General features: G+C 58.9%; 19 protein-coding genes and 1 tRNA gene. 11 read left to right on the top strand and 9 right to left on the bottom strand.

Going from position 1 to position 24,179, the window contains the following annotated elements; genetic code table 11:
• Positions 1 to 7: 7 nt before the first annotated feature.
• From ppx to G5533_RS00270, 3 genes are all read right to left on the bottom strand, one after another.
• On the bottom strand, positions 8 to 1,498 hold the full coding sequence (gene ppx / locus G5533_RS00260) for an exopolyphosphatase (RefSeq protein WP_441254258.1): 1,491 nt from the start codon (positions 1,496 to 1,498) through the stop codon (positions 8 to 10).
• Positions 1,488 to 3,557: a polyphosphate kinase 1 gene (gene ppk1 / locus G5533_RS00265; RefSeq protein ID WP_005350671.1), complete on the bottom strand. Its 2,070-nt coding sequence runs from the start codon at positions 3,555 to 3,557 to the stop codon at positions 1,488 to 1,490. Before ppk1 ends, ppx begins: the two co-directional genes overlap by 11 nt.
• Positions 3,558 to 3,631: 74 nt before the next feature.
• Positions 3,632 to 4,147, bottom strand: a complete 516-nt coding sequence (locus tag G5533_RS00270) for a glycine cleavage system protein R (protein WP_441254259.1) — start codon at positions 4,145 to 4,147, stop codon at positions 3,632 to 3,634.
• Between the two features lie 199 nt (positions 4,148 to 4,346).
• Between G5533_RS00270 and G5533_RS00275 the strand changes: the two genes are divergently transcribed.
• From G5533_RS00275 to G5533_RS00295, 5 genes are all read left to right on the top strand, one after another.
• A complete protein-coding gene (locus G5533_RS00275; protein WP_270904533.1) occupies positions 4,347 to 5,225 on the top strand; it encodes a DUF2726 domain-containing protein in 879 nt (292 codons plus the stop codon).
• Positions 5,226 to 5,493: 268 nt separating this feature from the next.
• Entirely contained in the window at positions 5,494 to 6,915 is a 1,422-nt protein-coding gene (locus G5533_RS00280) for a sigma-54 dependent transcriptional regulator (RefSeq protein WP_216954401.1), read from the top strand.
• A gap of 106 nt (positions 6,916 to 7,021) precedes the next feature.
• Positions 7,022 to 8,056: a sensor histidine kinase gene (locus G5533_RS00285; protein WP_216954098.1), complete on the top strand. Its 1,035-nt coding sequence runs from the start codon at positions 7,022 to 7,024 to the stop codon at positions 8,054 to 8,056.
• A gap of 76 nt (positions 8,057 to 8,132) precedes the next feature.
• Positions 8,133 to 9,476 (top strand): sigma-54-dependent transcriptional regulator, encoded by a 1,344-nt coding sequence (locus tag G5533_RS00290; protein ID WP_108614389.1) that lies wholly within the window; start codon positions 8,133 to 8,135, stop codon positions 9,474 to 9,476.
• A 144-nt stretch (positions 9,477 to 9,620) separates the two neighbouring features.
• Positions 9,621 to 10,382 carry a Nif3-like dinuclear metal center hexameric protein gene (locus G5533_RS00295; protein WP_139472862.1) on the top strand — a complete coding sequence of 254 codons (762 nt, stop codon included), beginning with the start codon at positions 9,621 to 9,623 and terminating at the stop codon, positions 10,380 to 10,382.
• A gap of 109 nt (positions 10,383 to 10,491) precedes the next feature.
• Here the strand turns inward: G5533_RS00295 and purN are convergent, their stop codons facing one another.
• Both purN and purM read right to left on the bottom strand, forming a co-directional pair.
• A complete protein-coding gene (gene purN, locus G5533_RS00300) occupies positions 10,492 to 11,130 on the bottom strand; it encodes a phosphoribosylglycinamide formyltransferase (RefSeq protein ID WP_421204661.1) in 639 nt (212 codons plus the stop codon).
• Complete coding sequence (gene purM, locus G5533_RS00305) at positions 11,127 to 12,164, bottom strand: phosphoribosylformylglycinamidine cyclo-ligase (protein ID WP_441254260.1); 1,038 nt, start codon at positions 12,162 to 12,164, stop codon at positions 11,127 to 11,129. Before purM ends, purN begins: the two co-directional genes overlap by 4 nt.
• 176 nt (positions 12,165 to 12,340) lie before the next feature.
• On the opposite strand from purM, the gene upp reads away from it, so the two are divergent.
• The 3 genes from upp to hda all read left to right on the top strand — a co-directional run bounded on the left by upp (position 12,341) and on the right by hda (position 14,941).
• The gene (gene upp / locus G5533_RS00310) at positions 12,341 to 12,967 is read left to right on the top strand and encodes a uracil phosphoribosyltransferase (RefSeq protein ID WP_005334115.1); all 627 of its coding nucleotides are present in this window, start codon (positions 12,341 to 12,343) and stop codon (positions 12,965 to 12,967) included.
• Positions 12,968 to 13,117: 150 nt separating this feature from the next.
• Positions 13,118 to 14,137 carry a DUF2066 domain-containing protein gene (locus tag G5533_RS00315; RefSeq protein ID WP_441254261.1) on the top strand — a complete coding sequence of 340 codons (1,020 nt, stop codon included), beginning with the start codon at positions 13,118 to 13,120 and terminating at the stop codon, positions 14,135 to 14,137.
• 102 nt (positions 14,138 to 14,239) lie between these two features.
• Positions 14,240 to 14,941: a DnaA inactivator Hda gene (gene hda / locus G5533_RS00320; protein ID WP_013723920.1), complete on the top strand. Its 702-nt coding sequence runs from the start codon at positions 14,240 to 14,242 to the stop codon at positions 14,939 to 14,941.
• Between the two features lie 106 nt (positions 14,942 to 15,047).
• Here the strand turns inward: hda and aceA are convergent, their stop codons facing one another.
• The 4 genes from aceA to G5533_RS00340 form a co-directional block, all read right to left on the bottom strand.
• Positions 15,048 to 16,361, bottom strand: coding sequence for an isocitrate lyase (aceA, locus tag G5533_RS00325; protein ID WP_421204663.1), 1,314 nt, complete (start codon positions 16,359 to 16,361; stop codon positions 15,048 to 15,050).
• Between the two features lie 73 nt (positions 16,362 to 16,434).
• Complete coding sequence (gene aceB, locus G5533_RS00330) at positions 16,435 to 18,042, bottom strand: malate synthase A (protein WP_421208160.1); 1,608 nt, start codon at positions 18,040 to 18,042, stop codon at positions 16,435 to 16,437.
• Between the two features lie 688 nt (positions 18,043 to 18,730).
• Positions 18,731 to 18,871 (bottom strand): hypothetical protein, encoded by a 141-nt coding sequence (locus tag G5533_RS00335; RefSeq protein ID WP_421204665.1) that lies wholly within the window; start codon positions 18,869 to 18,871, stop codon positions 18,731 to 18,733.
• A gap of 223 nt (positions 18,872 to 19,094) precedes the next feature.
• A tRNA-Pro gene (locus tag G5533_RS00340) sits at positions 19,095 to 19,171 on the bottom strand.
• A gap of 255 nt (positions 19,172 to 19,426) precedes the next feature.
• Here G5533_RS00340 and tadA point away from each other — a divergent pair.
• The 3 genes from tadA (at position 19,427) to pstA (ending at position 24,102) form a co-directional block, all read left to right on the top strand.
• Positions 19,427 to 19,978 carry a tRNA adenosine(34) deaminase TadA gene (gene tadA, locus G5533_RS00345; RefSeq protein WP_421208161.1) on the top strand — a complete coding sequence of 184 codons (552 nt, stop codon included), beginning with the start codon at positions 19,427 to 19,429 and terminating at the stop codon, positions 19,976 to 19,978.
• A gap of 204 nt (positions 19,979 to 20,182) precedes the next feature.
• Positions 20,183 to 22,420 (top strand): phosphate ABC transporter permease, encoded by a 2,238-nt coding sequence (locus G5533_RS00350; protein ID WP_421254852.1) that lies wholly within the window; start codon positions 20,183 to 20,185, stop codon positions 22,418 to 22,420.
• A gap of 32 nt (positions 22,421 to 22,452) precedes the next feature.
• Entirely contained in the window at positions 22,453 to 24,102 is a 1,650-nt protein-coding gene (gene pstA, locus G5533_RS00355) for a phosphate ABC transporter permease PstA (protein WP_042012620.1), read from the top strand.
• Positions 24,103 to 24,179 lie beyond the last annotated feature (77 nt).

Genomic DNA, 24,179 nt, shown 5'->3' on the forward strand with positions numbered 1-24,179 from the left:
TTCCGGTTTAGCCGAGTTGGAACAACAGTGGCCAGCCCTGCTCCTGGCAATAACGATGCTCTTTCTCCAGATTCTGCATCAGGAGACGGTTCTCCTCGCACCAGTCAATCGGCAGGGTCACGACCAGCTGATCCCCTTGTACCGCGACTTTCCACTCGGGCAGCAGGTTGTCCTGGCGCTTGTGGTGAGCGGCGACTGCGAGGCGCAAGATGCGGATGCAACGCAGCACCGTTTGCATGTCGTGGTTGGGCAGGGGAGGCAGCTCGGAGAGCTTGAGCCCCTTGCGCTGAAAGCGTACCAGCGCAGCCAGCAGCGCCTGATCGTCCTGGTTGAAGCCAGGCAGGTCGGTGTGTTGCAGGATATAGGCGGAGTGGCGGTGAATGCCGCTGTAGTTGATGGCAAGGCCAATTTCGTGCAGCCGCGCCGCCCAGCCGAGGATGGCGCGATAGGGCTCTATCTCCATCTGCCAGGGCTTTTGCAAGGCATCAAACAGGGTCAGCACGCTCTGCTCCACCCGGGCTGCTTGTTTGCGGTCCATCCGGTAGTGGATGCCTAGCGCCTGTGCGGTACGTTCGCGAATATCGTGGTGCTGCAAGCGCTCCTCGAATTCGTAAAGCAACCCTTCGCGCAGAGCACCGTCAGAGTAGTCGAGTCGCTCGATGGGCAGCGAGGTAAACAGCCCGAGCAGAATGGCGACCGCGGCGGCAAACACCTCCTGACGCTCCTCGGTCAGCCCCGCCAGTTTGAGGTTATCGACCCGCTTGCGTTCGATCATCAGGGCTTTGAGCTGTTCCAGCCCCTCCAGCGTAATGCTGCCGTCAGTCAGCCCTTCACCTTGCAGAACATCCCGAACCGTACGAATGGAGCCTGAGCTGCCAAGGCAGCTCTGCCAGCCCAGCTTGCGGTACTGGTTGACGATGGGGGCGAGCTGGTGCTGCGCCTCCAGCACGGCATTGGTGAAGTGCTTGTCGCTCAGCTTGCCGCTGGCAAAGAAGCTCTGGGTAAAGCTGACGCAGCCCATCTTGCGACTGGTAAGGGCCTTGTGTTCAAACCCTTCACCGATGATGAGCTCGGTGCTGCCGCCGCCGATATCGATCACCAGTACCTGGCCCTCGATATGCTGGGTATGGGCAACCCCCTGATAGATGAGTCGCGCTTCTTCCTGCCCGCTGATGATCTCGATGGGGTGGTTGAGCACCTTGGCTGCTTCACTCACAAATTCGCGGGCGTTGCTGGCGCGGCGCAGGGTATAGGTACCTGCGATGCGGATCTGATCCGGTTTGATGTTGGTGAGCCGCTCGGCAAACAGTGACAGGCAGGCGAGGCCGCGTTCCATCGCCTCCGGGCTCATCCGCTTCTGCTCATCCATCCCTTCCGCCAGCCGCACCCGCTCCTTGATGCGATCGACGATGCGAAAACGCCCTTCGCTCAGATGGGCGATCACCATGTGAAAACTGTTGGAGCCGAGATCCACGGCGGCATAGAGACTATTGTCCATTGTTTGACTCGATACGTTTGAGATAGTCGTAAATCGCCACCTGAGAGCGGATCTTGCGGCGGTTGCCCCGCTTCACATATTCGTTCTGCTGGTCGGCATCAATGACCCGCGCCTTGCAGGTATCACTCAGTTGTAGCTCGAGAATGTCCATGATGCGCTGCTTGAGCCGCTCGTCATAAATGGGGGTGCCCACCTCGATCCGACCGTCGATGTTGCGGCTCATCCAGTCGGCGCTGGAGATATAGAGCTGGGGGTTGCCCTTGTTGTGGAACACCATCACCCGCGGGTGCTCGAGGAAGCGGTCGATGATGCTGATCACCTTGATGTTGTCACTGAGACCCGGTACGCCCGGACGCAGGGCGCACATGCCACGGATGATCATCTGGATCGGTACTCCCGCCTGCCCGGCGGCATAGAGGCGGTTGATGAGATCCTTGTCCACCAGATTGTTGATCTTGAGGATGATGCCGCTCGGCTGGCCCGCCTTGGCGTTGGAGAGCTCGTTGTCGATGAGGCGATAGAGCTGACGGCGGCTGTTGATGGGGGAGACCAGCAGGTGGTTGAATTTGTAACGCTTATAGGGGTACTCGATGTATTCAAACACCCCTTCCACTTCGGCGGTGATATCCGGATTGCGGGTCAGCAGCGAGAAGTCGGTGTAGATCTTGGCGGTCTTCTCGTTGAAGTTGCCGGTGCCGATATGGGCATAGCGCACCGCCTCGCCATTTTCGTGGCGGGTGATGAGGCAGAGCTTGGAGTGGATCTTGAGGCTCGGCACCCCGAACACCACCTTGACCCCGGCATCGGTGAGAATATTGGCCCAGTCGATGTTGGCCGCTTCGTCGAAGCGGGCACGCAGCTCGACCACCACGGTCACCTTCTTGCCGTTGTTGGCGGCATCGATGAGGGAGTGGATGATCCGCGACTTCTTGGCGACCCGGTAGATATTGATGCGAATGGCGCTGACCGCCGGGTCGAACGCCGCCTGGCGCACCAGCTCGGTGAAGTGGTGGAACTTGTGGTAAGGGTAGTAGAGCAGGATATCCTGCTTGGTAATCGCATCGAAGGCGTTGACGAAGCCGTCAAAATCGCGGCAATCCAGGGCCGGCAGCTTGGGGTTTTCCAGATAGTCACGACCCACGTTGGGGAAGCCGATGAAATCCTTGAAGTTATGGTAACGCCCACCCGGCATGATGGCGTCGTAGGAGCTGATCTGCAGCTTGAGTTTCAGGAAGCTTATCATGGCAGCGGGCATCTCCCGCTCGTAGACGAAGCGCACCGGCATGGCGGTGAGGCGCTGCTTCAAGCCGTCACTCATCTTGTCCACCAGGCTCAAGTCCAGCTGGTCGGAGAGATCATATTCGGCATCCCGGGTCAGCTTCACCGCATAGGCGGCAATCTCGTCGTAGTCGAAGAAGCCTTTGAAGATCTCGTCGAGGCAGAAGCGGATGACGTTATCCAGAATGATGATTTGCTTCTTGCGGCGGGTCCCTTCCGGCGGCAGCTGGAAGAAGCGGGGCAGGTCATCGGTCGGCACTTCGACCAGGGCGTACTGGATCACCTGACCGTTCTTCTTCATCTCGATGGCCAGATAGGTGTACTCATCCTTGAGGAATTTGACCGGATTGACCTCTTTGTTGAGCAGGATCGGGATGATGTGACGCAGCACCTTCTCCTTGAAGAAGACCCGCAGCCACTTCTGAATGGCATCGGAGAGCTGGTTCTCGTTGACCAGGAAGATGTTGTGGCGAGCGAGCGCAATCAACAGCTCCTTGTAGGTGTTGTCGAACGCTTCACCGAGCGCCATCACTTTTTGCTGGATGGCGCGCAGCAGCACTTTCGCTTCATCGTCGCCACCATGTACTTCATTGATGAGGATGCGACGCTTGACGTCCGATACCCGTACCTTGAAGAACTCATCCTGGTTGGAGGAGAAGATCCCCAGAAAACGAACCCGCTCGATAAGGGGCACCGTCTTGTCCATTGCCTCTTGCAACACCCGTTCATTGAATGAGAGCCAGCTCAGCTCTTTCTCTTCATACTGCTTGTCGGTGCTCATCTTGTGCCTCTGTTTCAGGTCGCGTCTGCGCGGCAGTTATGGCGTTAATATATGACAAATAAATGACAGTATTGTTACTGCTCGCTGAACCCTTCGTCGATGTCGACCACCAGATCGTCGGAGAGGGATTCCAGCGCGGTGATGAGGGTATCCATCGCGAGCCCCTCGGGCAGGGCAACCAGCGCATGGGCATAGAAGAGCGGGGCGCCGGAGTGGGGAGCCGGTTCACAGCCGGTGGTGAGATCGGCCACGTTGATCTCGAGCTGGCGCAGGATGCTGGCAACTTCGTGGACGATGCCGGGGCGGTCGTTGCCGGTCACTGTCATCATGACTTGATGGGCTGGCTCGGTGGTCGGTGTCCCTTCGGCAAAGCTGATGGTCAGACCCGGTAGCAGGGCCAGTGCTTCGCACAGGCTGCGATAGTGCTCATCGGGGACAGAGACATGGAGGATACCGGCAAACTGGCCCGCCAGTTCGCTCATGGCGCTGCCCAGCCAGTTGCCCTGTTCGCGGCTGATGACAGCTGCCAGACTCTCGACGATCCCGGGTTTGTCTGCACCGATCACGGTGACCACCAATTGCTTTTGCATCCTGCTCTTCTCCTTGAAATGGGATTTCTTGCTCTATCCCTATTGTGCCTGCTGGAACTGGTCATATGAACCCCCGCCTGCTGACAAATAGATAAAAAGACGGGACTTTTCACTTTCTATACACGGGTCTGCTGCCTTGCTCCGTGGCGGCTGTGGTAAAGTAATTCCCCTTTCGTGTCGTGAACTGGATCGTGCTCTCATGAATACCCTTGTCCTATCGGGATTGTTGTTGCTGGCGCTGCTTGTGCTGGCGATCTTCTGGAGCAGAGGCAGACAGCAAAAGCGCCTGCCCTATGATGTGCAGGAGACCCTGTTCAGTCCCGCCGAGCGCTCCTTTCTCGGGGTGCTGGATCTGGCGGTGGGTGACAAGGCCCGGGTCTTTGCCAAGGTGCGGGTGGCCGATGTGCTGACGCCGCAGGCCGGGATCGGCAAAAGCAAATGGCAGCAGTACTTCAACAAGATCAGCGCCAAGCATTTCGACTATCTGCTTTGCCACCCTTCTGATCTCTCCTTTATCTGTGCCATCGAACTCGATGACAGCTCCCACCGCCATCAGAAGCGCAAGGCGCGGGATCTCTTTCTGAAAACCGCCTGTGACAGTGCCGGTCTGCCGTTGCTGCAGATCCCGGCAAGTGCCAGCTATCTGGTGGAAGAGCTGCGCGAACAGATCTTGCCGCTGCTGCTCAAAACCAGCGAACCCTTGATTGACGATCTGCCGCACGGGGCGCGCCGCGAGCCGACGTTCAACCCTCTGCTGCTGGACGGCGTGGATGTCGGTGCCGGGATGCGTGGCCGCACTGCCCATGCCGAGGCTGTCTCGCCCTCGTCGCTCCACGAACCTGCCATCCGGGCCAAGGGGATGGTGGAGACACCACAGAGTGAGGGTGAGCTGGTCGATGGACTGTTCGCCGATGTAGAGGAGGACGAGGAGCTCGAGGTGCAGCATTGCCCCCGCTGCGATGCGCCGCTGGTGGAGCGGGAGGCGAAAAAAGGCCCCCACGCCGGTCGACTCTTCCTGGCCTGTAGTCGTTTTCCCGCGTGTCGTTATGCGGCGCCGCATCACCACCACAGCCACTGAGTTCATCTGACCGTATTGCATGCTGCCCTCTGACGAGGGCAGTTTTCTTTCCGCCATTGGCGGCGTTTGCTAGCGGCGCCAATGCAGAAAATTCCTCGGCAAAATTTATCTAATCTCCCGTTTCTATCGATACACTTAGCCTGAATACGACAATTTTTGACAATGTGTCGGTTTTTTGGCACTTTGTGTGCCTGCAAAAAGACAGTCAGTAGCTGTTTTATTACTAAATAAAACAATAAGTTAGTTCAGGATATCGCGAGGGATGGATATGGTGGAGATGGGCGTGTTGATTGTTGATGCCGATGCGCAGCGGCGCCAGCAGTTGGGAACCGTGCTCACGTTTATGGGGATCCTGTGGCAGGATGTCGCAGAAGGGGACCTGGATGTCGCCATCGAATCTTCTGGCCCACTGCAAGGGGTGCTGGTGGGTGAACTGGCAGGTCGCACCTTGCCCGAGTTACTTGCCGCTTTCCCTCGTACCCCCTTTATCTCGCTGGTTGAGGCGGAACTGCCCAACAGCAACTTTATCGGTGTTGCCCAGGCCCCCTTTACCTATGAGTCGCTGACTCGTCACCTGCACTTCTGTCAGGCTTTTGTCTCTCTCCATCCCCGTCAACAGACCCACGACAAGGGGCAGACGTTGCTGCGTTTGCTGGTGGGCAAAGGGAAGGGGATCCAGGAGGTTCGCCGCCTCATCAGCCAGGTGGCCGAGACCGATGCCAACGTGCTGATCCTTGGTGAATCGGGAACCGGCAAAGAAGTGGTGGCCCGTGCCATTCACGAACTCTCGGCCCGCAGTAGTGGCCCCTTTGTGCCTATCAACTGTGGTGCCATTCCTGCCGAGTTGCTTGAGAGCGAACTGTTCGGTCACGAGAAGGGAGCCTTTACCGGCGCCATCGCAGCTCGTCGCGGTCGTTTCGAGCTGGCGCAGGGGGGCACTCTGTTCCTCGACGAGATTGGCGACATGCCGATGCCGATGCAGGTCAAACTGCTGCGGGTATTGCAGGAGCGGCTGTTCGACAGGGTCGGTGGCGGCAAGCCCATTCAGGCCGATGTGCGCATCATTGCGGCGACCCATCGGGATCTGGAGGCATTGATCCGCAGTCAGGGTTTTCGTGAAGATCTCTACTACCGCCTCAACGTCTTCCCCATTGAGACCCCGCCACTGCGGGATCGCATCGATGACATTCCGCTGCTGCTGCAGGAGTTGCTCAACCGTCACGCGGAGCAGCACCACAGTGTGATCCGTCTGACCCAGCGGGCGCTGGAGTCGCTGATGCAGTACCCCTGGCCGGGCAATGTGCGCGAGCTTTCCAACCTGCTGGAGCGGCTGCTTATCCTCTACCCGCAACAGATCGTCGATGTGGCGGATCTGCCGAGTCGTTATCGTCTGTTGCCGAGCGAGCCGCGGGATGAGCGGCTGACCGAGATGGATGAGCGGGATGCGCTGGCGGCGGTGTTCCAGGAGCCGCCGGAGCTGGATCACCCCCTCGCCTCTGCCCGCACCATGCAACTGCCGGAGGAGGGGGTCAATCTCAAGGAGATGCTGGCCGACCTTGAAGTGGAGCTGATCCGCCAGGCGCTGGAGTCGCAGGACGGGGTGGTGGCCCGCGCCGCCGATCTGCTCGGCATGCGCCGTACCACCCTGGTAGAGAAGATGAAAAAGTACGGGATGAGCAAGGACGTTTAAGGGTCAAAGCCTTGACGTTAACATGCAATCTATTGTTTTAATTAACATATTTTAGTGGCATGGAAATTGAATGACCTGACCAAATAGCCAGTTTGAGGTCAGGTTTATGACGATCCAGCAGCAGGACATGCCACTCCAGTCCCACGAAGTGAGCCAGCTCTATGCCATCTTCAAGGCGCTCCCCACCGGGGTGTTGCTGCTTGACGGGGCTGGGGTGGTCACCCGCGCGAATCCGGCAGCCATCTCCCTGCTGGGGGAGCCGTTGGAAGGAGAGCTCTGGCGCCGCATCATTGCCCGCTGTTTTGAACCACGTGAGGATGATGGCCACGAGATCTCCCTGCGCGATGGACGACGGGTCCAGCTTTCTACCCAGCCGCTGCCGGATCAGAGCGGCCAGCTGGTCTTTATCAATGACCTCACTGAAACCCGCAAGCTTCAGGATCGCATCAACCACATGAAGCGGCTGTCGGCGCTGGGCAATATGGCGGCTTCGCTCGCCCACCAGATCCGCACTCCGCTCTCCGCCGCCATGCTCTATGCCGCCAACCTGGCCAACCGTACCCTCAAGCCGGAGTCCCGCAGCCAGTTTCAGCAAAAGCTGATGGCCCGCCTCCAAGATCTGGAGAAGCAGATCAACGACATCCTGCTGTTTGCCCGCAATGGCGACAATCAGGTGGTCACCCCCATCTCGGTACAGGGCTTGCTGGCTGAAGTGCAGGCTGGTGCCGAGGCTTTCTGTCAGCAACAGGGCTGCGAACTGCACATAGAGGCGCCGGAGCCCGATCTCTGCCTGCTGGCCAACAGCAGCGCACTGGCGGGCGCCATCAACAACCTGATCGCCAATGCCCAGCAGGCGGGGGCCACGTCACTCTTGGTCAGCGCGGTGCGCAGTGGTGTCCGGGTGGAGATGCGTGTCATCGACAATGGCAAGGGGATCCCTTCTCACCTGCTTGGTCAGGTATTCGAACCCTTCTTTACCACCCGCTCCCAAGGCACTGGCCTCGGGCTGGCGGTGGTGCAATCCGTCGTGCGTGCCCATCAGGGGGAGGTCGGTGTGGCCTCGGTTCCCGGTGAAGGCACCTGTTTTACTCTGTCGTTCCCCCTGCATCAGCAGCAGGTGCAACTTGGAGGTGCAGCATGAGCCTTGTTAAGGAGCTGTGCCTGCCGAGAGGGAGCCATATCAATGCGGCCAGGTTGGCTGTCGTGGGAGGTGTAGCATGACTCAGGCCCGGATCCTGGTTGTAGAAGATGACAATGGCCTGCGCGAAGCGCTGGTGGATACCCTTTTGCTCGGCGGTTATGAGTGCCGCGAAGCGGACAGCGGCGAGCGTGCTCTGCTGGCCCTCTCCCGTCAGCCGTTTGACATGGTGATCTCCGATATCCAGATGGGGGGAATGGACGGCCTCACCCTGCTGGCTACCATCCGCCAGCAATATCCGCAGATACCTGTGTTGCTGATGACCGCCTACGCCAATATCGACGGCGCGGTGCGCGCCATGCGCGAAGGGGCCATCGACTATCTGGCCAAGCCCTTTTCGCCGGAGGTGCTGCTCAATCAGGTCAGCCGCTATGTGCCTGCTCAGAAGGTGGAAAAACGTGCCGTGGTCTACGGGGATCCCAAAACTGCCGAGCTGTTCCAGCTGGCGACCCGGGTGGCCAGAAGCGAAGCGACCGTGATGGTGACCGGCCCGAGCGGGACGGGTAAAGAGGTGCTGGCCCGTTACATTCACGACAACTCCAGCCGCGCCGAGCAGCCTTTCGTCGCCATCAACTGCGCCGCCATTCCGGAAAACATGCTGGAGGCGACCCTGTTTGGCTACGAGAAGGGGGCTTTCACCGGTGCGGTACAGGGGTGCCCGGGCAAGTTCGAGCAGGCGCAGGGGGGCACCCTGCTGCTTGACGAGATCACCGAGATGGATCAGGGGCTGCAAGCCAAATTGCTGCGGGTGTTGCAGGAGAAAGAGGTGGAGCGGCTCGGCAGTCGCAAGATGATCCCGCTGGATGTGCGGGTCATCGCTACCAGCAACCGGGATTTGAAAAAAGCGGTGCAGGATGGTCTGTTCCGCGAAGATCTCTACTATCGCCTCAACGTCTTTCCGCTGCGCTGGTCTGCCCTCTGTGAGCGGCCCGGCGACATTCTGCCGCTGGCGGAGCACCTGCTGGCACTTCATGCCAGTCAGCAGGGGCTGCCGACACCACAGTTGACAGATGCCTCGCGGGAGCGGTTGCTGGCCCACCCCTGGCCCGGCAATGTGCGGGAGCTGGATAACGTGGTACAGCGCGCCCTCATCCTCAGCCCCGACGGGATCATTGATTGTGACCACCTCATTCTGGAGGAGCTGGACGAGCAGGAGATGGAGTTTGTCAGCGTGGAGCGCAGCTATGGCGGCGATCGCCTCGGCAGCGAGCTCAAGCAGCAGGAGCACCAGATCATCCTCGACACCCTGCAAGATTGTAACGGCAGCCGCAAGGCGGTGGCCGACCGACTCGGCATCAGCCCGCGCACTCTGCGCTACAAGCTGGCCCAGATGCGGGAGGCGGGGATCGACCTGCCAGCCTGAGGCAGCGGCAAGAGAACCGTCATGGTGTGGGGGCTGTCATGGTCTTGACGGCCCGGCTCGATTATCATGGGGCCCTTGGCGCTTTGAGCCTGGGCCCTGTTTTTATTGGTAAAACAGGGGACCGAGCCTTAATAAGGGACCCCTATGATCTCTCATCGAAAACTCGAAACCGTACTGAACCATCTGCTCGAACCGCACGCCATCAAGGATTACTGCCCCAACGGCTTGCAAGTGGAGGGGCGCGAGCGCATTCGCAAGGTGGTGACCGGTGTCACCGCCAGTCAGGCGCTCATCGACGCGGCGGTGGCTGCCGATGCCGATGCCATTCTGGTCCATCACGGCTACTTCTGGAGCGGTGAACCGGCCCAGATCACCGGTATGAAGCAGCGTCGGCTCAAGACCCTGCTGACCCACGATATCAACCTGTTTGCCTACCATTTGCCGCTGGATGTCCATCCCGAGGTGGGTAACAACGCCCAGCTCGCCAAGCTGCTCGACATCAAGGTGCGTCGCGGTCTGGAGCCGTGGAACAGCAAGAGCGTCGCCATGGTGGGCAAGCTGGAAGAGCCGATGAGCGGCGCCGACTTTGCCAAACTGATTGCCGAACGCCTTGGCCGCGAACCACTCTATTGTGGCGACAGCGGCCCCGAGCTTATCCGTTCCGTGGCCTGGTGCACCGGTGGCGGTCAGAGCTACATCAATCTGGCGGCGGAGCAGGGCATCGATGCCTTTATCTCCGGTGAAGCCTCCGAGCAGACCATTCACACCGCTCGCGAGATGGGGATGCACTTCTACGCTGCTGGCCATCACGCCACCGAGCGTTACGGCGTCAAGGCGCTGGGGGAGTGGCTGGCGACCGTGCACGGGCTGGATGTCACCTTTATCGATATCGACAATCCGGTGTAGGGTCGCTTGGCCGAGTAATCCGACCTAACCGCTGCTATCGTGCGGTAGGTAGAAATGACAAGGGAGGCTTAAGCCTCCCTTGTTGTATCTGACATGCAGTTGTTAGCGGTTACTCGCAGGCGTAACCCGCGGGGCCCAGCAGGGCGCCATCCAGTTGCACGGCGCCGTCTACCATTTGCAGCCTGCCTTCGCAGAACCAGCGTACCACCAGCGGGTAGATGCTGTGCTCCTGCGCCTGTACCCGTGCCGCTACCTCCTCCGCCGTGTCCCCTTCAAAGATGGGCACGCGGGCCTGCAGGATCACCGGGCCCCCGTCCAGCTCTTCGGTCACGAAGTGGACACTGGCGCCGTGTTCACTGTCACCGGCATCTATGGCGCGCTGGTGGGTGTGCAGGCCCTGATACTTGGGCAGCAGGGAGGGGTGGATATTGATCATCCTGCCGGCGAAATGGCGCACCAGATCGCCGCTCAATATCCGCATAAACCCGGCCAGCACCACCAGATCCGGCTGATAGTCTGCCATCAGCGCCAGCAGGGCGGCGTCATACTCCTCCCGGCTGGCAAACTGCTGCTGGGCCAGAATGGAGGTCGCCACGCCAGCTTCTTTGGCGCGAACCAGACCATAGGCATCGGCCTTGTTGCTGATAACGCCGACCACTTCACCGGCAATCTTGTCGCTGGCGCAGTGGTCGAGGATCGCCTGCAGGTTGCTGCCGCTGCCAGAGATTAGGACGAGGATCCGCATCATTTGATGACGACCTGCTCCTCACCGTCTGTTGCCTTGGCGATATGACCGATGTGCCATGCGTTCTCGCCTTCCGCTTTGAGCAGGGTCAGCGCCTTCTCCAGCTGATTGGCAGGCAGGGCGATGATCATGCCGACACCGCAGTTGAAGGTGCGATACATCTCGTGACGGGTGACGTTGCCAGCCTGCTGCAGCCAGCTGAACACCGCCGGCCACTGCCAGCTCTGCTCGTCGATCACCGCTTGAGTATTGGCAGGCAATACGCGGGGGATATTCTCCCAGAAGCCACCGCCGGTGATGTGGGAGAGGGCGTGGATCTCGCACTCCTTGATGAGCTTGAGCACAGGTTTCACATAGATGCGGGTCGGCTCCAGCAGGGCGTTGGCCAGGGTGGTGTCACCCAGCGGCTGATGCACGTCGGCTTTGGAGACTTCCAGAATTTTACGGATCAGGGAGAAGCCGTTGGAGTGAGGGCCGCTGGCGGCCAGGGCGATCAGGGCATCCCCTTCACCGATCTTGCTACCGTCGATGATTTCGCTCTTCTCCACCACACCGACGCAGAAACCGGCGATGTCGTAGTCTTCCCCTTCATACATACCCGGCATCTCGGCGGTCTCGCCGCCCACCAGGGCACAGCCTGACTGCTCGCAACCGGCACCGATCCCGGTGACCACCGCGGCCGCGGTGTCCACGTCCAGCTTGCCGGTTGCATAGTAGTCGAGGAAGAACAGCGGCTCGGCGCCCTGTACGATCAGGTCATTGACGCACATGGCCACCAAATCGATGCCCACGGTGTCGTGCTTCTTCAGGTCGATGGCCAGCCGCAGCTTGGTGCCCACACCATCGGTACCGGAGACCAGTACCGGCTCCTTGTAGCCCGCAGGGATTTGACACAAGGCCCCAAAGCCGCCAAGACCACCAAGGACTTCAGGACGACGAGTGCGCTTTGACACGCCCTTGATACGTTCAACCAGTGCATTGCCGGCATCGATATCTACGCCAGCATCCTTGTAGCTCAGTGAGGTTTTGTCAGTCACGAGTATTCCCCGTCATGTAAAGAAGTGGAGGGTAAAATTCGGGGCGTATTCTAACAGTGGCGGTGAAAAACCAGAAAGGAAATCGTTTGCGCGTTTTTGCGCGGAAATGCTCTACAAGCGGTGGCTTTTGTTGTATGATTCCGCGATTTTTTTGCGGCAGGTTAGAGGAGATAATAATGAAAGTCGTTGAAGTCAAACACCCCCTGGTCAAACACAAGATCGGTCTGATGCGTGAAGGCGATATCAGCACCAAGCGTTTCCGTGAACTGGCCAAAGAAGTGGGCAGTTTGTTGACCTATGAAGCGACCTCTGACTTCGAAACCGAGAAGGTTATCATCGATGGCTGGAATGGGCCAGTAGAAGTTGACCAGATCAAAGGCAAGAAGGTAACCGTCGTACCCATCCTGCGTGCTGGCCTTGGCATGATGGATGGCGTGCTGGAGCACATGCCGAGCGCCCGCGTCAGCGTGGTCGGTATCTACCGCGATGAAGAGACCCTGCAACCGGTTCCCTATTTCGAGAAGATCGTCAGCAACATCGAAGAGCGTCTGGCGCTGGTCATCGATCCGATGCTGGCCACCGGCGGCTCCATGATCGCCACCATCGATCTGCTGAAGAAGAAAGGCTGCCAATCCATCAAGGTGCTGGTACTGGTTGCCGCGCCGGAAGGGATCAAGGCGCTGGAAGCGGCTCACCCTGACGTAGAGCTCTACTGCGCTTCTGTCGACCAGGGGCTGAACGAGAAAGGCTACATCGTGCCGGGTCTGGGCGATGCAGGCGACAAGATCTTCGGTACCAAATAAGTTTATGCCTTGACCCGCTTCCCATGTGGAAGGGGTGATCGGAGCCGGCGCATCGCCGGCTCTGCTGTTTGTGGCCGCTTGTGCCAGCCTTGCCGCAGGATGCGCCTTGCCGCTACCATAAGCACACTCTCCCATTTCGAGACTCTGTTCATGTTCAAACGTGTTGTGACCGCCCTCTGCTGCGGCTTGTCATTCATGGCTTCGGCCGCTCAGGTGACCGACCTCTATCAGGGCAAGGCCCCGACCAGTGGTGACATGGTGGCCGCTCAGGGGCAGGCACTGGGTCAGGTGCTGATCAAGGTGACCGGCAAGCGTGACATCCTCACCCAGCCGGTGGTGGTCAAGGCGCTGGCGGCCCCGGGCGACTATGTCAAAAGCTATGGTTATCAGGATCAGGACTTCGTCAAGTATCTGAAAGCCGAGTTCAAGAGTGACAAGGTTAACAGCCTGGTCTCCGAGAGCCAGTTTGCCCTGCTTGGCCCGGCGCGTCCCCAGATGGCGATCTGGCTGGTGGTGGATCAGGGGGAGCGTCGCCTGCTGGCGGATCAATCCAGCGATGGTTGGGCGCAAGCCTTGCGCGAGCAGGCCCAGACGTTGGGGCTGCCCATCAGCATTCCGCTGATGGATCTCGATGACAACATGGCGGTCAGTGCCACCGACGTCTGGGGACGCTTTGCCGACCCGATTTTGCAGGCAAGCCAGCGCTATGGCGCCGAGATGGTGGTGCTGGGCAAGCTGACACCAGAAGGTGACAAGTGGAGCATCGATTGGGGACTCTACGGCCCCAAGGCGGCCGGTGAAGTGGCCGAGCTGACCCGTGGCAATAGCACCGGCACTCAGGCCGAAGTGGCGCAAGGGTTTGCTGATACCCTAGCGGCCTGGCTGGTGAAAAACTACGGTGCCCGTATCTCGGGTCCGGCAACCAGCCAGACCCTGGTGGTAGATGGCCTCTCCGAAGTGGACAGCATGATCGCCGTGCAGAAGATGCTGCAGGGGATGGCCAACGTCAGCAAGGTGGCGATCGGCAAGCTGGAGGGGGACCAGGTCACCTTCAACTTTACCCTGCAAGGAGATCTGGCCGAGCTGGTACGGGCGCTGCAGCTTGAGAGTCGTTTGCGCAAGGTTGACGATAATGGCAGCGGTTTGCGTTACCAATGGTCGCAGCCCTGATTTTATAAGGCTTTTGTAGACCGCCCAGCTTGTCCGGGCGGTTCTCTATCTGCCTTTGCGATGATACACTTAGCCACAAATGTCACAGTCAAAGCCCAACGAGTGAAGCAACCGGCCCAACTGTCTTTAGCCGTACAACTACCGGATGATGAAACCTTCGTCAGTTTTTATCCCGGCAACAATGCTCATCTGATCACCGCCCTCAAGAATGCGGCCATCGGTCAGGGATCGCCTTTCCTCTATTTCTGGGGAGCCAAGGGATCCGGACGCTCTCATCTGCTCCATGCCACCTGTGCCGAGGTCAATGCCCGCGATGCGGCGGCGGCCTATCTCTCCCTCGATCAGTTTGAACAGCTCGATCCCAGCATGCTCGATGCCCTCGAAAGCCTGCCGCTGGTCTGTCTCGACAGCCTCGAGGCGATCGCCGGCAATGCCGTGTGGGAGCGGGCGCTGTTCGATTTCTACAACCGCTGGCAGGAGAAGGGCGAGGGGACGCTGGTGGTCACCGGCTGCAGCGCACCGCGTAAACTGGGACTGCAACTGCCGGATCTCGCTTCGCGCCTCGACTGGGGTGTCAGTTTCCATCTCGAAGAGCTGGATGATGAAGGCAAGCTCAGTGCCCTGCAGCTGCGTGCCGAGCTGCGGGGCTTCAAATTGCCCATCGATGTGGGCCGCTTCCTGCTCAACCGACTCTCCCGCGATATGCGAACCCTGCTCACCACTCTCAATCAGCTCGACAACGCCTCATTTCGCGCCAAGCGCAAGCTCACCATTCCCTTTGTCAAAGAGATCCTCGAGCTCTGATCCTCTCTGCGGTGTGCGGTTGTGGCCTGACTTTCGTTTGAATGGCAGATAAAAAGAAACCCCGACATCAGGCCGGGGTTTTGCTATCTCAAGGGGGCTCTGTCTATCAGTGGAACTGATCTTCTTCGGTAGAGCCGGTCAGTGCGGTCACCGAGGATTGGCCACCCTGAATCACGGTAGTCACCTTGTCGAAGTAACCGGTACCGACCTCCTGCTGGTGGGCCACGAAGGTGTAGCCACGGCTGGCGGCAGCAAATTCCGGCTCCTGCACCATCTCGACGTAGTGCTTCATCCCTTCGCCACGGGCGTACTGGTAGGCCAGTTCGTACATGTGGAACCACATGTTGTGGATACCCGCGAGGGTGATGAACTGATACTTGTAGCCCATGTCGGAGAGCTCCTGCTGGAAGCGGGCGATGGTGGCATCGTCCAGATTTTTCTTCCAGTTGAAGCTCGGGGAGCAGTTGTAGGCCAGGATGCGATCCGGGAACTTGGCCTTGATTGCTTCGGCAAATTTACGCGCTTCGTCCAGATCCGGCTTGGCGGTTTCACACCACACCATGTCGGCGTAGGGGGCGTAAGCCAGACCGCGAGCGATGGCCTGATCGATACCGGCACGCACCTTGTAGAATCCTTCAGCAGTGCGCTCACCAGTCAGGAAGTCTGCATCGTACGGGTCGGCGTCGGTGGTCAACAGGTCAGCGGCGTTGGCGTCGGTACGGGCGATCACCAGGGTGGTGGTGCCGCACACATCGGCTGCCAGACGGGCAGCAACCAGCTTCTGCACCGCTTCCTGAGTCGGTACCAGCACTTTGCCACCCATATGACCGCACTTCTTGACCGAAGCGAGCTGATCTTCGAAGTGCACGCCAGCGGCGCCCGCTTCAATCATCCCCTTCATCAGTTCGAAGGCGTTCAGCACACCGCCGAAACCGGCTTCCGCATCAGCCACGATCGGCAGGAAGTAGTCGATAAAGCCCTCATCCTGAGGTCCTACCTTGTTGGCCCACTGGATCTGGTCGGCACGGGCGAAGGAGTTGTTGATGCGCTCCACCACGGACGGTACCGAGTTGGCCGGGTAGAGGGACTGATCCGGATACATGGTGGAGGACAAGTTGTTGTCCGCCGCCACCTGCCAGCCGGAGAGGTAGATCGCCTCGATCCCCGCCTTGGCCTGCTGCACTGCCTGACCACCGGTCAGGGCGCCGAGGCAGTTGACGTAGCCTTTCTTGGCGTCGCCGTGGATCAGACCCCACAGCTTGTCGGCTCCACGCTGGGCCAGGGTGTGCTCTGGCTGCAAGCTGCCGCGCAGGTTCACCACATCTTCGGCGCTGTAGCCGCGCTTGATCCCTTTCCAGCGGGGGTTTTCCGCCCAGTCTTTCTCGATAGCCTGGATCTGTTGCTCACGGGTCAGTGCCATATCAGTTCCCTCTTTCATTGATTTCACGTTTCCATTGACTTGTTATTGGCGAGCCCCGCTGGGGGCCCGTGATTCAGAGCCGCTCGTAACCGGGCAGCGTCAGAAAATCGATCAGGGTATCGGCGCAGGTGATCTCTTCCATCAGATCTCTTGCCTCGGCAAAGCGTCCTGTCTGCCAGCGAGCTGTGCCCACCTCGGCTTTGACCACTTCCAGCTCCTCGGCCAGCATTTGGCGGAACAGCTCCTTAGTCACCACCTTGCCGTTCGACAGGCTCTTGCCGTGGCGTATCCACTGCCAGATGGAGGTGCGGGAGATCTCGGCGGTGGCGGCATCTTCCATCAGACCGTAGATGGGGACGCAGCCGTTGCCGTTGATCCAGGCCTCCAGATATTGCAGGGCAACCCGGATATTGGTGCGCATCCCCGCCTCGGTGCGCTCGCCCTCACAGGGGGCCAGCAGGTCGGTGGCGGTGATGGGGGCATCCTGCTCGCGCAGCACGCCGATCTGGTTCTTGGCGCCAGCCGCAATGGTGGCATTGAACACCGCCATGGCGGTATCAGCTAGGCCAGGGTGGGCGACCCAGGTACCATCGTGGCCGTTGTTGGCTTCGCGCTCCTTGTCGGCCTTGACCTTGGCGAAGACCTGCTCGTTGGCGGCAGCGTCCTTGGCCGGAATAAAGGCGGCCATACCCCCCATCGCCAGCGCACCCCGCTTGTGACAGGTCTTGATCAGCAGCCGCGAGTAGGCGGAGAGGAACGGCTTGTCCATGGTCACCACCTGACGATCAGGCAGTACCCGATCCGGATGGTTCTTCAAGGTTTTGATATAGCTGAAGATGTAGTCCCAGCGGCCGCAGTTCAGCGCAACGATGTGATCCTTCATCTGATAGAGCAGCTCATCCATCTCGAATACGGCTGGCAGGGTTTCAATCAGCACGGTGGCCTTGATGGTGCCACGGGGCAGACCGAACTTGTCCTCGGTCCAGGCGAACACTTCGCTCCACCAGCGCCCTTCCAGATGGCTCTGCAACTTGGGCACGTAGAAGTAGGGGCCCGAGCCTTTGGCCAGCAGCGCCTGATAGTTGTGCAGGAAGTAGAGAGCAAAATCGAACAGGCCACCGGGGATCGGCTCGCCATCGAAGGTGACATGTTTTTCCGGCAGGTGCAGACCGCGTACCCGGCAGATGAGCACCGCCGGATTGTGGGTCAGGGTGTAGGCCTTTCCTTCCGGACTGGTGTAAGAGATGGTGCCGTTGACCGCATCTCGCAGGTTGATTTGGCCCTCGATCACCTTATTCCAGGCGGGAGCCAGTGAATCCTCGAAATCCGCCATGAACACCTTGACGTTGGCGTTGAGGGCGTTGATCACCATCTTGCGCTCGACCGGGCCGGTTATCTCCACACGGCGGTCTTGCAGGTCGGTGGGAATACCGCGAATGGTCCAGTCACCTTCACGGATGTGGGCGGTTTCCGGCAGGAAGTCCGGCAGCTCGCCGCCATCGATACGGGCCTGGCGTGCCACACGTTGTTTCAGCAATTCCCCTCTTTGGGGAGCAAAACGTTCCACCAGTTCGGAGACCAGAGCCACCGCGTCCGGCGTCAGAATTTGCGCGTATTCGGGTAGCATCTCGCCCTGGATGCGAAGGCGGGCGCTGCAGTGGGTCTGAGCCGGTGCCGACATAAGGTTCACTCCTTTGAGAATTACATTTTGAACTTACTAACTACGACTAAAGTCGAATCCCTGTTCCTGAAACGTTCCCGCAACAACGGGGTAACACGATTGATAAGGTGCGAAATATTGTTGAATACGTCAACAGTTTTTTTTAAACGACTGTTTTTTCGATATAGTTAAGTTGATGTTTTTTATTGTTTTATTGGATTGGTATAAAAGCTCTACGCAGATGGTTATGCTCCTGCTTTTTCCCATCGGACAACGGCTAATTTGGGCCGTTACCCTGCCCCTCATTTTGTAACTTATTACGTAATAAAATTACAAATGCAAAAACAAATCCCGACCTAACTCCAGGCTGTGCCAAAACAGCCGTATAAAGCGCGTTTGAATGTGGTAATGAATGTTTTGCTAATGCTAGACCTGATTGGTGAACGTGCGTTTTAAACTTGGTGTGGTGATGCAGGCTCTGTTGGCACCAGCGGTTGCAGCGATAGAAAGTGAAGCGCAATAACGTAGGTTTGTATCAGTTGTCGGGGGGAATGCCGGAGAGGGAAGGGGGAGACACATTAGTCAATAATACTGCCATCCTTGATAGAATTAGCAGTTTGTCGTTTTTTGCAGATTTCTCGCCAAGGGCCTGAAACTGAGTGCGTTGAACAGGCGATGTGCTGGTGATTGAGCGGCCATCTGGCCGGGCTCAATAGTCATCATCCGGTTCGGCCAGATCGATCACATCCAGCTGGATGACCTGTTCGTCTTCGCTTTCGGTGTGGCAAGGGGTGTCATGAGGAACGGAATAAAGTGTAATGGCGGGTGCGAAATCGGTGTTCTGGTTCATGCCTGGTCCTGTGTTGCACGCAAGCCGGACAGTGATCCCTTCACTCGTGTTTCCACCTCCCTGTGTTGTCTACCGGCGGAAAGTTGCGCATCTTAATGAGTTCGGCAAAAAGATTCAAGTGGTTCTGGGTGTTTTTTGTTCTTGGTGAGCTGGCATCGTCAGAAGGATAAATCGGAAGCAAAAAAATAGCCCAGTCGTTTGACTGGGCTATTCTCGGGGAAAATGGTCGGTGTGAGAGGATTCGAACCTCCGACCCTCTACACCCCATGCAGATGCGCTACCTGGCTGCGCTACACACCGACGGAGTCAGACTCGGCTGACGGGGAGGAAGTCTAATAGCATGGCCAAACGGGTGCAACTCCTTTTTTATCATAGAGATGCCGATTGCTTCTTTATTGCTCAGTCGGGATGCGGCTTGGGTCTGACGTGCAGATTTGGCATAATCGCTGCCCTGTCACCGCTAGCTATCATGCCTGCTATCTATGGAATCATCTGACAGGTATGGATAGCTGGAATGTAAAAAGCACAATTGAACAATATAAAGAGGGGATGGGCGTGAAACCATCAGAGGTCCCAGAAACACTGGGTCAGGCTCCGAGTCAGACCGCGCAGGATGAACAGTGGATGCGCCATGCTATGGCATTGGCCGCCCGGGCCGAAGGGATTGGCGAGATCCCGGTCGGTGCCGTTCTGGTGCTGGATGGTCAGGTGGTGGGCGAGGGGTGGAACCGCTCCATCAGCGAACACGATGCCTGTGCCCATGCCGAGGTGATGGCAATTCGGGCAGCGGGCCAGCAGCTTGCGAACTACCGCCTGCTCGACACCACACTTTATGTGACGCTGGAACCCTGCTGCATGTGTGCCGGTGCGCTGATCCATAGCCGGGTCAAGCGGGTGGTTTACGGCGCACGTGATCTCAAGACCGGTGCTGCGGGGTCGGTGTTCGAGATCTTGCAGGACCCGCGCCACAACCACAGTGTCGAGCTGACCGGCGGTGTGCTGGCCGATGCCTGCTCGGCCCAGTTGTCGGCCTTCTTCAAGCGTCGCCGCGCCGAGAAAAAGGCGGTCAAACTGGCGCTGCAACAATCAAACGATGCCCTTTCCTGAATGATTTGGGGGCAGCACAGGCTGCCCTTGCTGATTATTCTCACAAATATCTCTTTATAAACAATATATTGTGTTCACTTTCCCTCGAAAGGACCCCCGCCCATTTTTCCACTAGCAACCTCGGTTAAAGCGCTCTCGATGTAACAAAACTGTCATGCAACCGCCATATAATGCCGCCAAGCCTAGCTTACATTGAGGTCTTGCATGTCATCGGAATCGTTAAACCTGGTCATGGCGGGCAGTAGAAAACGCCGGATCAAGGATAAATTGGCCAAATATGGCGTCACCACAGGCGGAGCCCTGGTACTGGTGGCGCTGCTGCTTATCTTCTTTTATCTGCTCTATGTGGTGAAACCCATCTTCAATGGCGCCTCCATGGAGCCAACTGCCTCATTTACCCTGCCTGCCGCAGGGAAGACCGCCTGGCTCGGCGTGGAAGAGCAGAACGAGATCGGCTATCGCTTCAGCGATAAAGGACTGGTCAACTTCTTCGCGGTGCAGGGAGATGACAAGATCAAGGTCGGGCAATCCCTTGGTCATGCTGAGGTCACCGGTGATGTCACTGCGGTGGCGCCACCGTCCCCTGGTCAGAAGCTGATCGCCTACGGTTTCGCCGATGGCAAGGCGCAGGTCGTCCAGCCTGCGTTCAAGGTCTCCTATCCCAACGATGTGCGGGTGATCGAACCCAGTCTGCAATATCCCTTTGGCGAGGAGCCGGTAGTGGTCGATCCGCAGGGCAAAGCGCTGCGTGCCATGGTGTTTGAGGCCACCAAGGACAAGATGGCGACCGCCGCCGTGACCGAAGATGGTCGTGGCGTACTGATGGTGATGAGCGGTGAGGAGAACTTCCTCTCCGGCGAGATTGAGTGGAGCAGTGAGAACTACACCATTCCGTCCCTGCCGCGCCATGTGGATCAGATGCTTTTGACCCCCAATCTGCGGATCCTCTTTGTGCGGGAAGGCAATCGTCTCTCTGTCTATGACATTCATGACCTGAGCAATATATCCGTGCGCAATGTGCTGGAGATCAATGCGCCAGATGCCAACGTGACCCGGGTCGAGCTGCTCTCCGGTGCCTCCTCCCTGCTGGTGGGCAACGACAACGGCATCATCTCCCAGTGGTTTGAAGTGGCAAAAGATGGCAAACGCCAGTTCACTCAGATCCGTGACTTCAAGGGCGATGGCGCGGTGGATCTTCTGACCCCCGAGCACTATCGCAAAGCCTTCATCAGTGCCGACAAGGACGGCATCATCAGCTTCTTCCACGCCACTGGCGAGACCAAGCTGCTGACCGAGACGGTGGAAGGGGGTGAACTCTCTGCCCTGGCCATCTCCCCCCGTCACAACCTGTTGCTGATGCAGCAAGGGGAGACCTTCAAGCTTTTCTCGGTGGAGAACGATCACCCCGAGGTGACCTGGTCGGCCCTGTGGCAGAAGGTATGGTATGAAGGGTATCCTGAGCCCCAGTATGTGTGGCAATCCACCTCCGCCAGCAACGACTTTGAAGCCAAGCTGAGCCTGGTGCCACTGGTATTCGGTACGCTGAAAGCCTCTTTCTACGCCATGGTGTTTGCGGTGCCGCTCGGCGTGGCCGGTGCCATCTATACCGCCTACTTCATGTCGGCGGGGCTGCGCAAATACGTCAAGCCGACGGTGGAGATCATGGCGGCGCTGCCGACCGTTATCCTGGGCTTCCTGGCGGGTCTGTGGCTGGCGCCCATCATAGAGGGGGCGCTGCCCGGGGTGATCCTGCTGTTGATCCTGCTGCCGATGGGGATGCTGCTGACTGCGCTTATCTGGAACTATCTGCCGGAGCGAGGCAAGTCCTGGCTGCCGGAGGGGTGGCACGCCATCCTGCTTATTCCAGTGCTGCTGCTGATTGGCTGGGGGGCCTTCGCCCTGAGCCCGCTCATCGAGAATGCCTTTATGCACGGTGATTCGCGCATCTGGCTGACCCACGAAATGGGTATCAAGTTTGACCAGCGCAATTCGCTGGTGGTCGGTATCGCCATGGGCTTTGCGGTCATCCCCACCATCTTCTCCATCGCCGAAGATGCGGTCTTCTCGGTGCCCAAGCATCTGACCCAGGGCTCGCTGGCGTTGGGGGCTACCCCGTGGCAGACCCTGAGCCGGGTGGTGATCCTCACTGCCAGCCCGGGCATCTTCTCGGCGGTGATGATGGGCCTTGGCCGTGCCGTGGGCGAAACCATGATCGTACTGATGGCTACCGGCAACACCCCCATCATGGACTTCTCCATGTTCCAGGGGCTGCGTACTCTGGCCGCCAACATTGCGGTGGAGATGCCGGAGTCGGAAGTGGGCAGCTCCCACTATCGGGTACTGTTCCTCGCAGCCTTCGTCCTGTTTGTGTTCACCTTTATGTTCAACACCCTGGCCGAGTTTGTCCGTCAGCGGTTGCGTGAAAAATACAGCTCGATGTAAGGGGCGGCTCTGTAATGGACAAGGAATCGACAATGGGTAAGTGGTTTAAATCAGGGGCCCCCTGGATCTGGATGACCGGCGGAGCCGTCAGCCTGAGTCTGGTGGCGGTACTGGGTCTGCTGCTGCTGATCGGATGGCGTGGTCTGGTCTACTTCTGGCCGCACCCCATCTATGAGTGGCAGCTGGAGGACGCCAGCGGCAACAAGAGCGTGCTGATCGGCGAGATCAACGATCGCGAGCTGGTGCCGGTGGAGCGACTGCGCGCCGCAGGTCTGCCGCTGGAGGGGGAAGAGCGCGAGCTGCTGACCCGCTATCTGGTCAAGACCGGCAACCGTGAGTTCGTCGACCTCGATTTTCGCTGGGTACTGGAGACGGACATCAAGTCCCAGAGCCAGCCAGCCGAGCTGGCCATGGTTGAGCGTGCCACCAACGGTAACTTCTACGGTTATATCGTCGGGGTAAAAGAGGATGGCCGCGAGCTGACTTCGGATCTGCATCCTGCCCTGCAGCGGGTGCTGGCGAGAGCCAATGCCCTCTCCGAACAGGCCAACGATCTGCAAAAAGGGGACATCGGCAGCATCAACTATCAGCTGGAGCGGCTGCGCCTGAAAGAGCGCAAGGCCGAGCTGGAAGAGAAGCTGACCGATCAGCTGAAAGCTCAGCTGGAGCGTGAACGTCAGGCCCTTAACGATCGTTATCAGGTGCTGGAAAAAGAGCTCTTCTCACTGCGCAGTCAGGCTGACCGGGACAGCATCACCGTCAAGGATATGCGTGGCGAGCTGGTGACCATGCCCATGTCCAGGGTACTGGATGTGGTATGGCCCAACGACATGAGCCTGCTGGCCAAGGTGGGTCACTGGTTCCACCAGATCGGCAAGTTTGTATCCGACGATCCCCGTGAGGCGAACACCGAGGGCGGCGTCTTCCCGGCCATCTTCGGCACCGTCTTCATGGTGTTCCTGATGGCGATCATCGTGACCCCGCTCGGCGTGGTGGCGGCGGTCTACCTGCACGAGTACGCAGGCAAGAACAGCCTGACCAAGATCATCCGCATCGCGGTGATCAATCTGGCGGGCGTGCCCTCCATCGTCTACGGCGTGTTTGGTCTGGGCTTCTTCGTCTACACGCTCGGTGGCTCGCTGGATCAGCTGTTCTACCCGGAAGCGCTGCCGAGCCCGACCTTTGGTTCACCTGGCGTGATTTGGTCGGCGCTGACCCTGGCTATCCTGACCCTGCCGGTGGTGATTGTCTCCACCGAAGAGGGGCTGGCGCGGATCCCGAGCACCATCCGTCAGGGCTCGTTGGCACTGGGCGCCACCCAGGCCGAGACCTTGTGGCGCATCGTGCTGCCGATGGCGAGCCCGGCCATCATGACCGGCCTTATTCTGGCGATTGCCCGTGCAGCCGGTGAAGTTGCGCCGCTGATGCTGGTGGGGGTGGTGAAACTGGCACCGACCTTGCCGATGGATGGCAACTTCCCGTATCTGCATGTGGAGCGCAAGTTCATGCACCTGGGCTTCCACATCTATGACGTCGGCTTCCAGAGCCCCAACGTCGAGGCGGCCCGCCCGCTGGTCTACGCCACCTCCTTCCTGCTGGTGACGGTGATCGTGGGCCTGAACCTGACCGCTATCGGTATTCGTAACCACTTGCGCGAGAAATTCCGGTCGCTGGAGCATTAATCCGGCGCCGCATGAGTGATACAAGAGTGAGATAACAGAGGGGCGGCCGAGCGCGAGCCGCCATCTCTCTGCACCAA

The organism is Aeromonas sp. A600620, from assembly GCF_029479985.1.
Classification (GTDB): domain Bacteria; phylum Pseudomonadota; class Gammaproteobacteria; order Enterobacterales; family Aeromonadaceae; genus Aeromonas; species Aeromonas veronii_A.

What these genes read in the sequence shown, in the direction of transcription:
- G5533_RS00350 (WP_421254852.1), top strand. Translation starts at nt 20,183, where the DNA reads ATGTCATCGGAATCGTTAAACCTGGTCATGGCGGGCAGTAGAAAACGC.
- pstA (WP_042012620.1), top strand. Translation starts at nt 22,453, where the DNA reads ATGGGTAAGTGGTTTAAATCAGGGGCCCCCTGGATCTGGATGACCGGC.
- G5533_RS00270 (WP_441254259.1), bottom strand. Translation starts at nt 4,147, where the DNA reads ATGCAAAAGCAATTGGTGGTCACCGTGATCGGTGCAGACAAACCCGGG.
- upp (WP_005334115.1), top strand. Translation starts at nt 12,341, where the DNA reads ATGAAAGTCGTTGAAGTCAAACACCCCCTGGTCAAACACAAGATCGGT.
- ppk1 (WP_005350671.1), bottom strand. Translation starts at nt 3,557, where the DNA reads ATGAGCACCGACAAGCAGTATGAAGAGAAAGAGCTGAGCTGGCTCTCA.
- G5533_RS00335 (WP_421204665.1), bottom strand. Translation starts at nt 18,871, where the DNA reads ATGAACCAGAACACCGATTTCGCACCCGCCATTACACTTTATTCCGTT.
- aceA (WP_421204663.1), bottom strand. Translation starts at nt 16,361, where the DNA reads ATGGCACTGACCCGTGAGCAACAGATCCAGGCTATCGAGAAAGACTGG.
- purN (WP_421204661.1), bottom strand. Translation starts at nt 11,130, where the DNA reads ATGATGCGGATCCTCGTCCTAATCTCTGGCAGCGGCAGCAACCTGCAG.
- ppx (WP_441254258.1), bottom strand. Translation starts at nt 1,498, where the DNA reads ATGGACAATAGTCTCTATGCCGCCGTGGATCTCGGCTCCAACAGTTTT.
- G5533_RS00290 (WP_108614389.1), top strand. Translation starts at nt 8,133, where the DNA reads ATGACTCAGGCCCGGATCCTGGTTGTAGAAGATGACAATGGCCTGCGC.
- G5533_RS00315 (WP_441254261.1), top strand. Translation starts at nt 13,118, where the DNA reads ATGTTCAAACGTGTTGTGACCGCCCTCTGCTGCGGCTTGTCATTCATG.
- G5533_RS00295 (WP_139472862.1), top strand. Translation starts at nt 9,621, where the DNA reads ATGATCTCTCATCGAAAACTCGAAACCGTACTGAACCATCTGCTCGAA.
- G5533_RS00275 (WP_270904533.1), top strand. Translation starts at nt 4,347, where the DNA reads ATGAATACCCTTGTCCTATCGGGATTGTTGTTGCTGGCGCTGCTTGTG.
- G5533_RS00280 (WP_216954401.1), top strand. Translation starts at nt 5,494, where the DNA reads ATGGTGGAGATGGGCGTGTTGATTGTTGATGCCGATGCGCAGCGGCGC.
- G5533_RS00285 (WP_216954098.1), top strand. Translation starts at nt 7,022, where the DNA reads ATGACGATCCAGCAGCAGGACATGCCACTCCAGTCCCACGAAGTGAGC.
- aceB (WP_421208160.1), bottom strand. Translation starts at nt 18,042, where the DNA reads ATGTCGGCACCGGCTCAGACCCACTGCAGCGCCCGCCTTCGCATCCAG.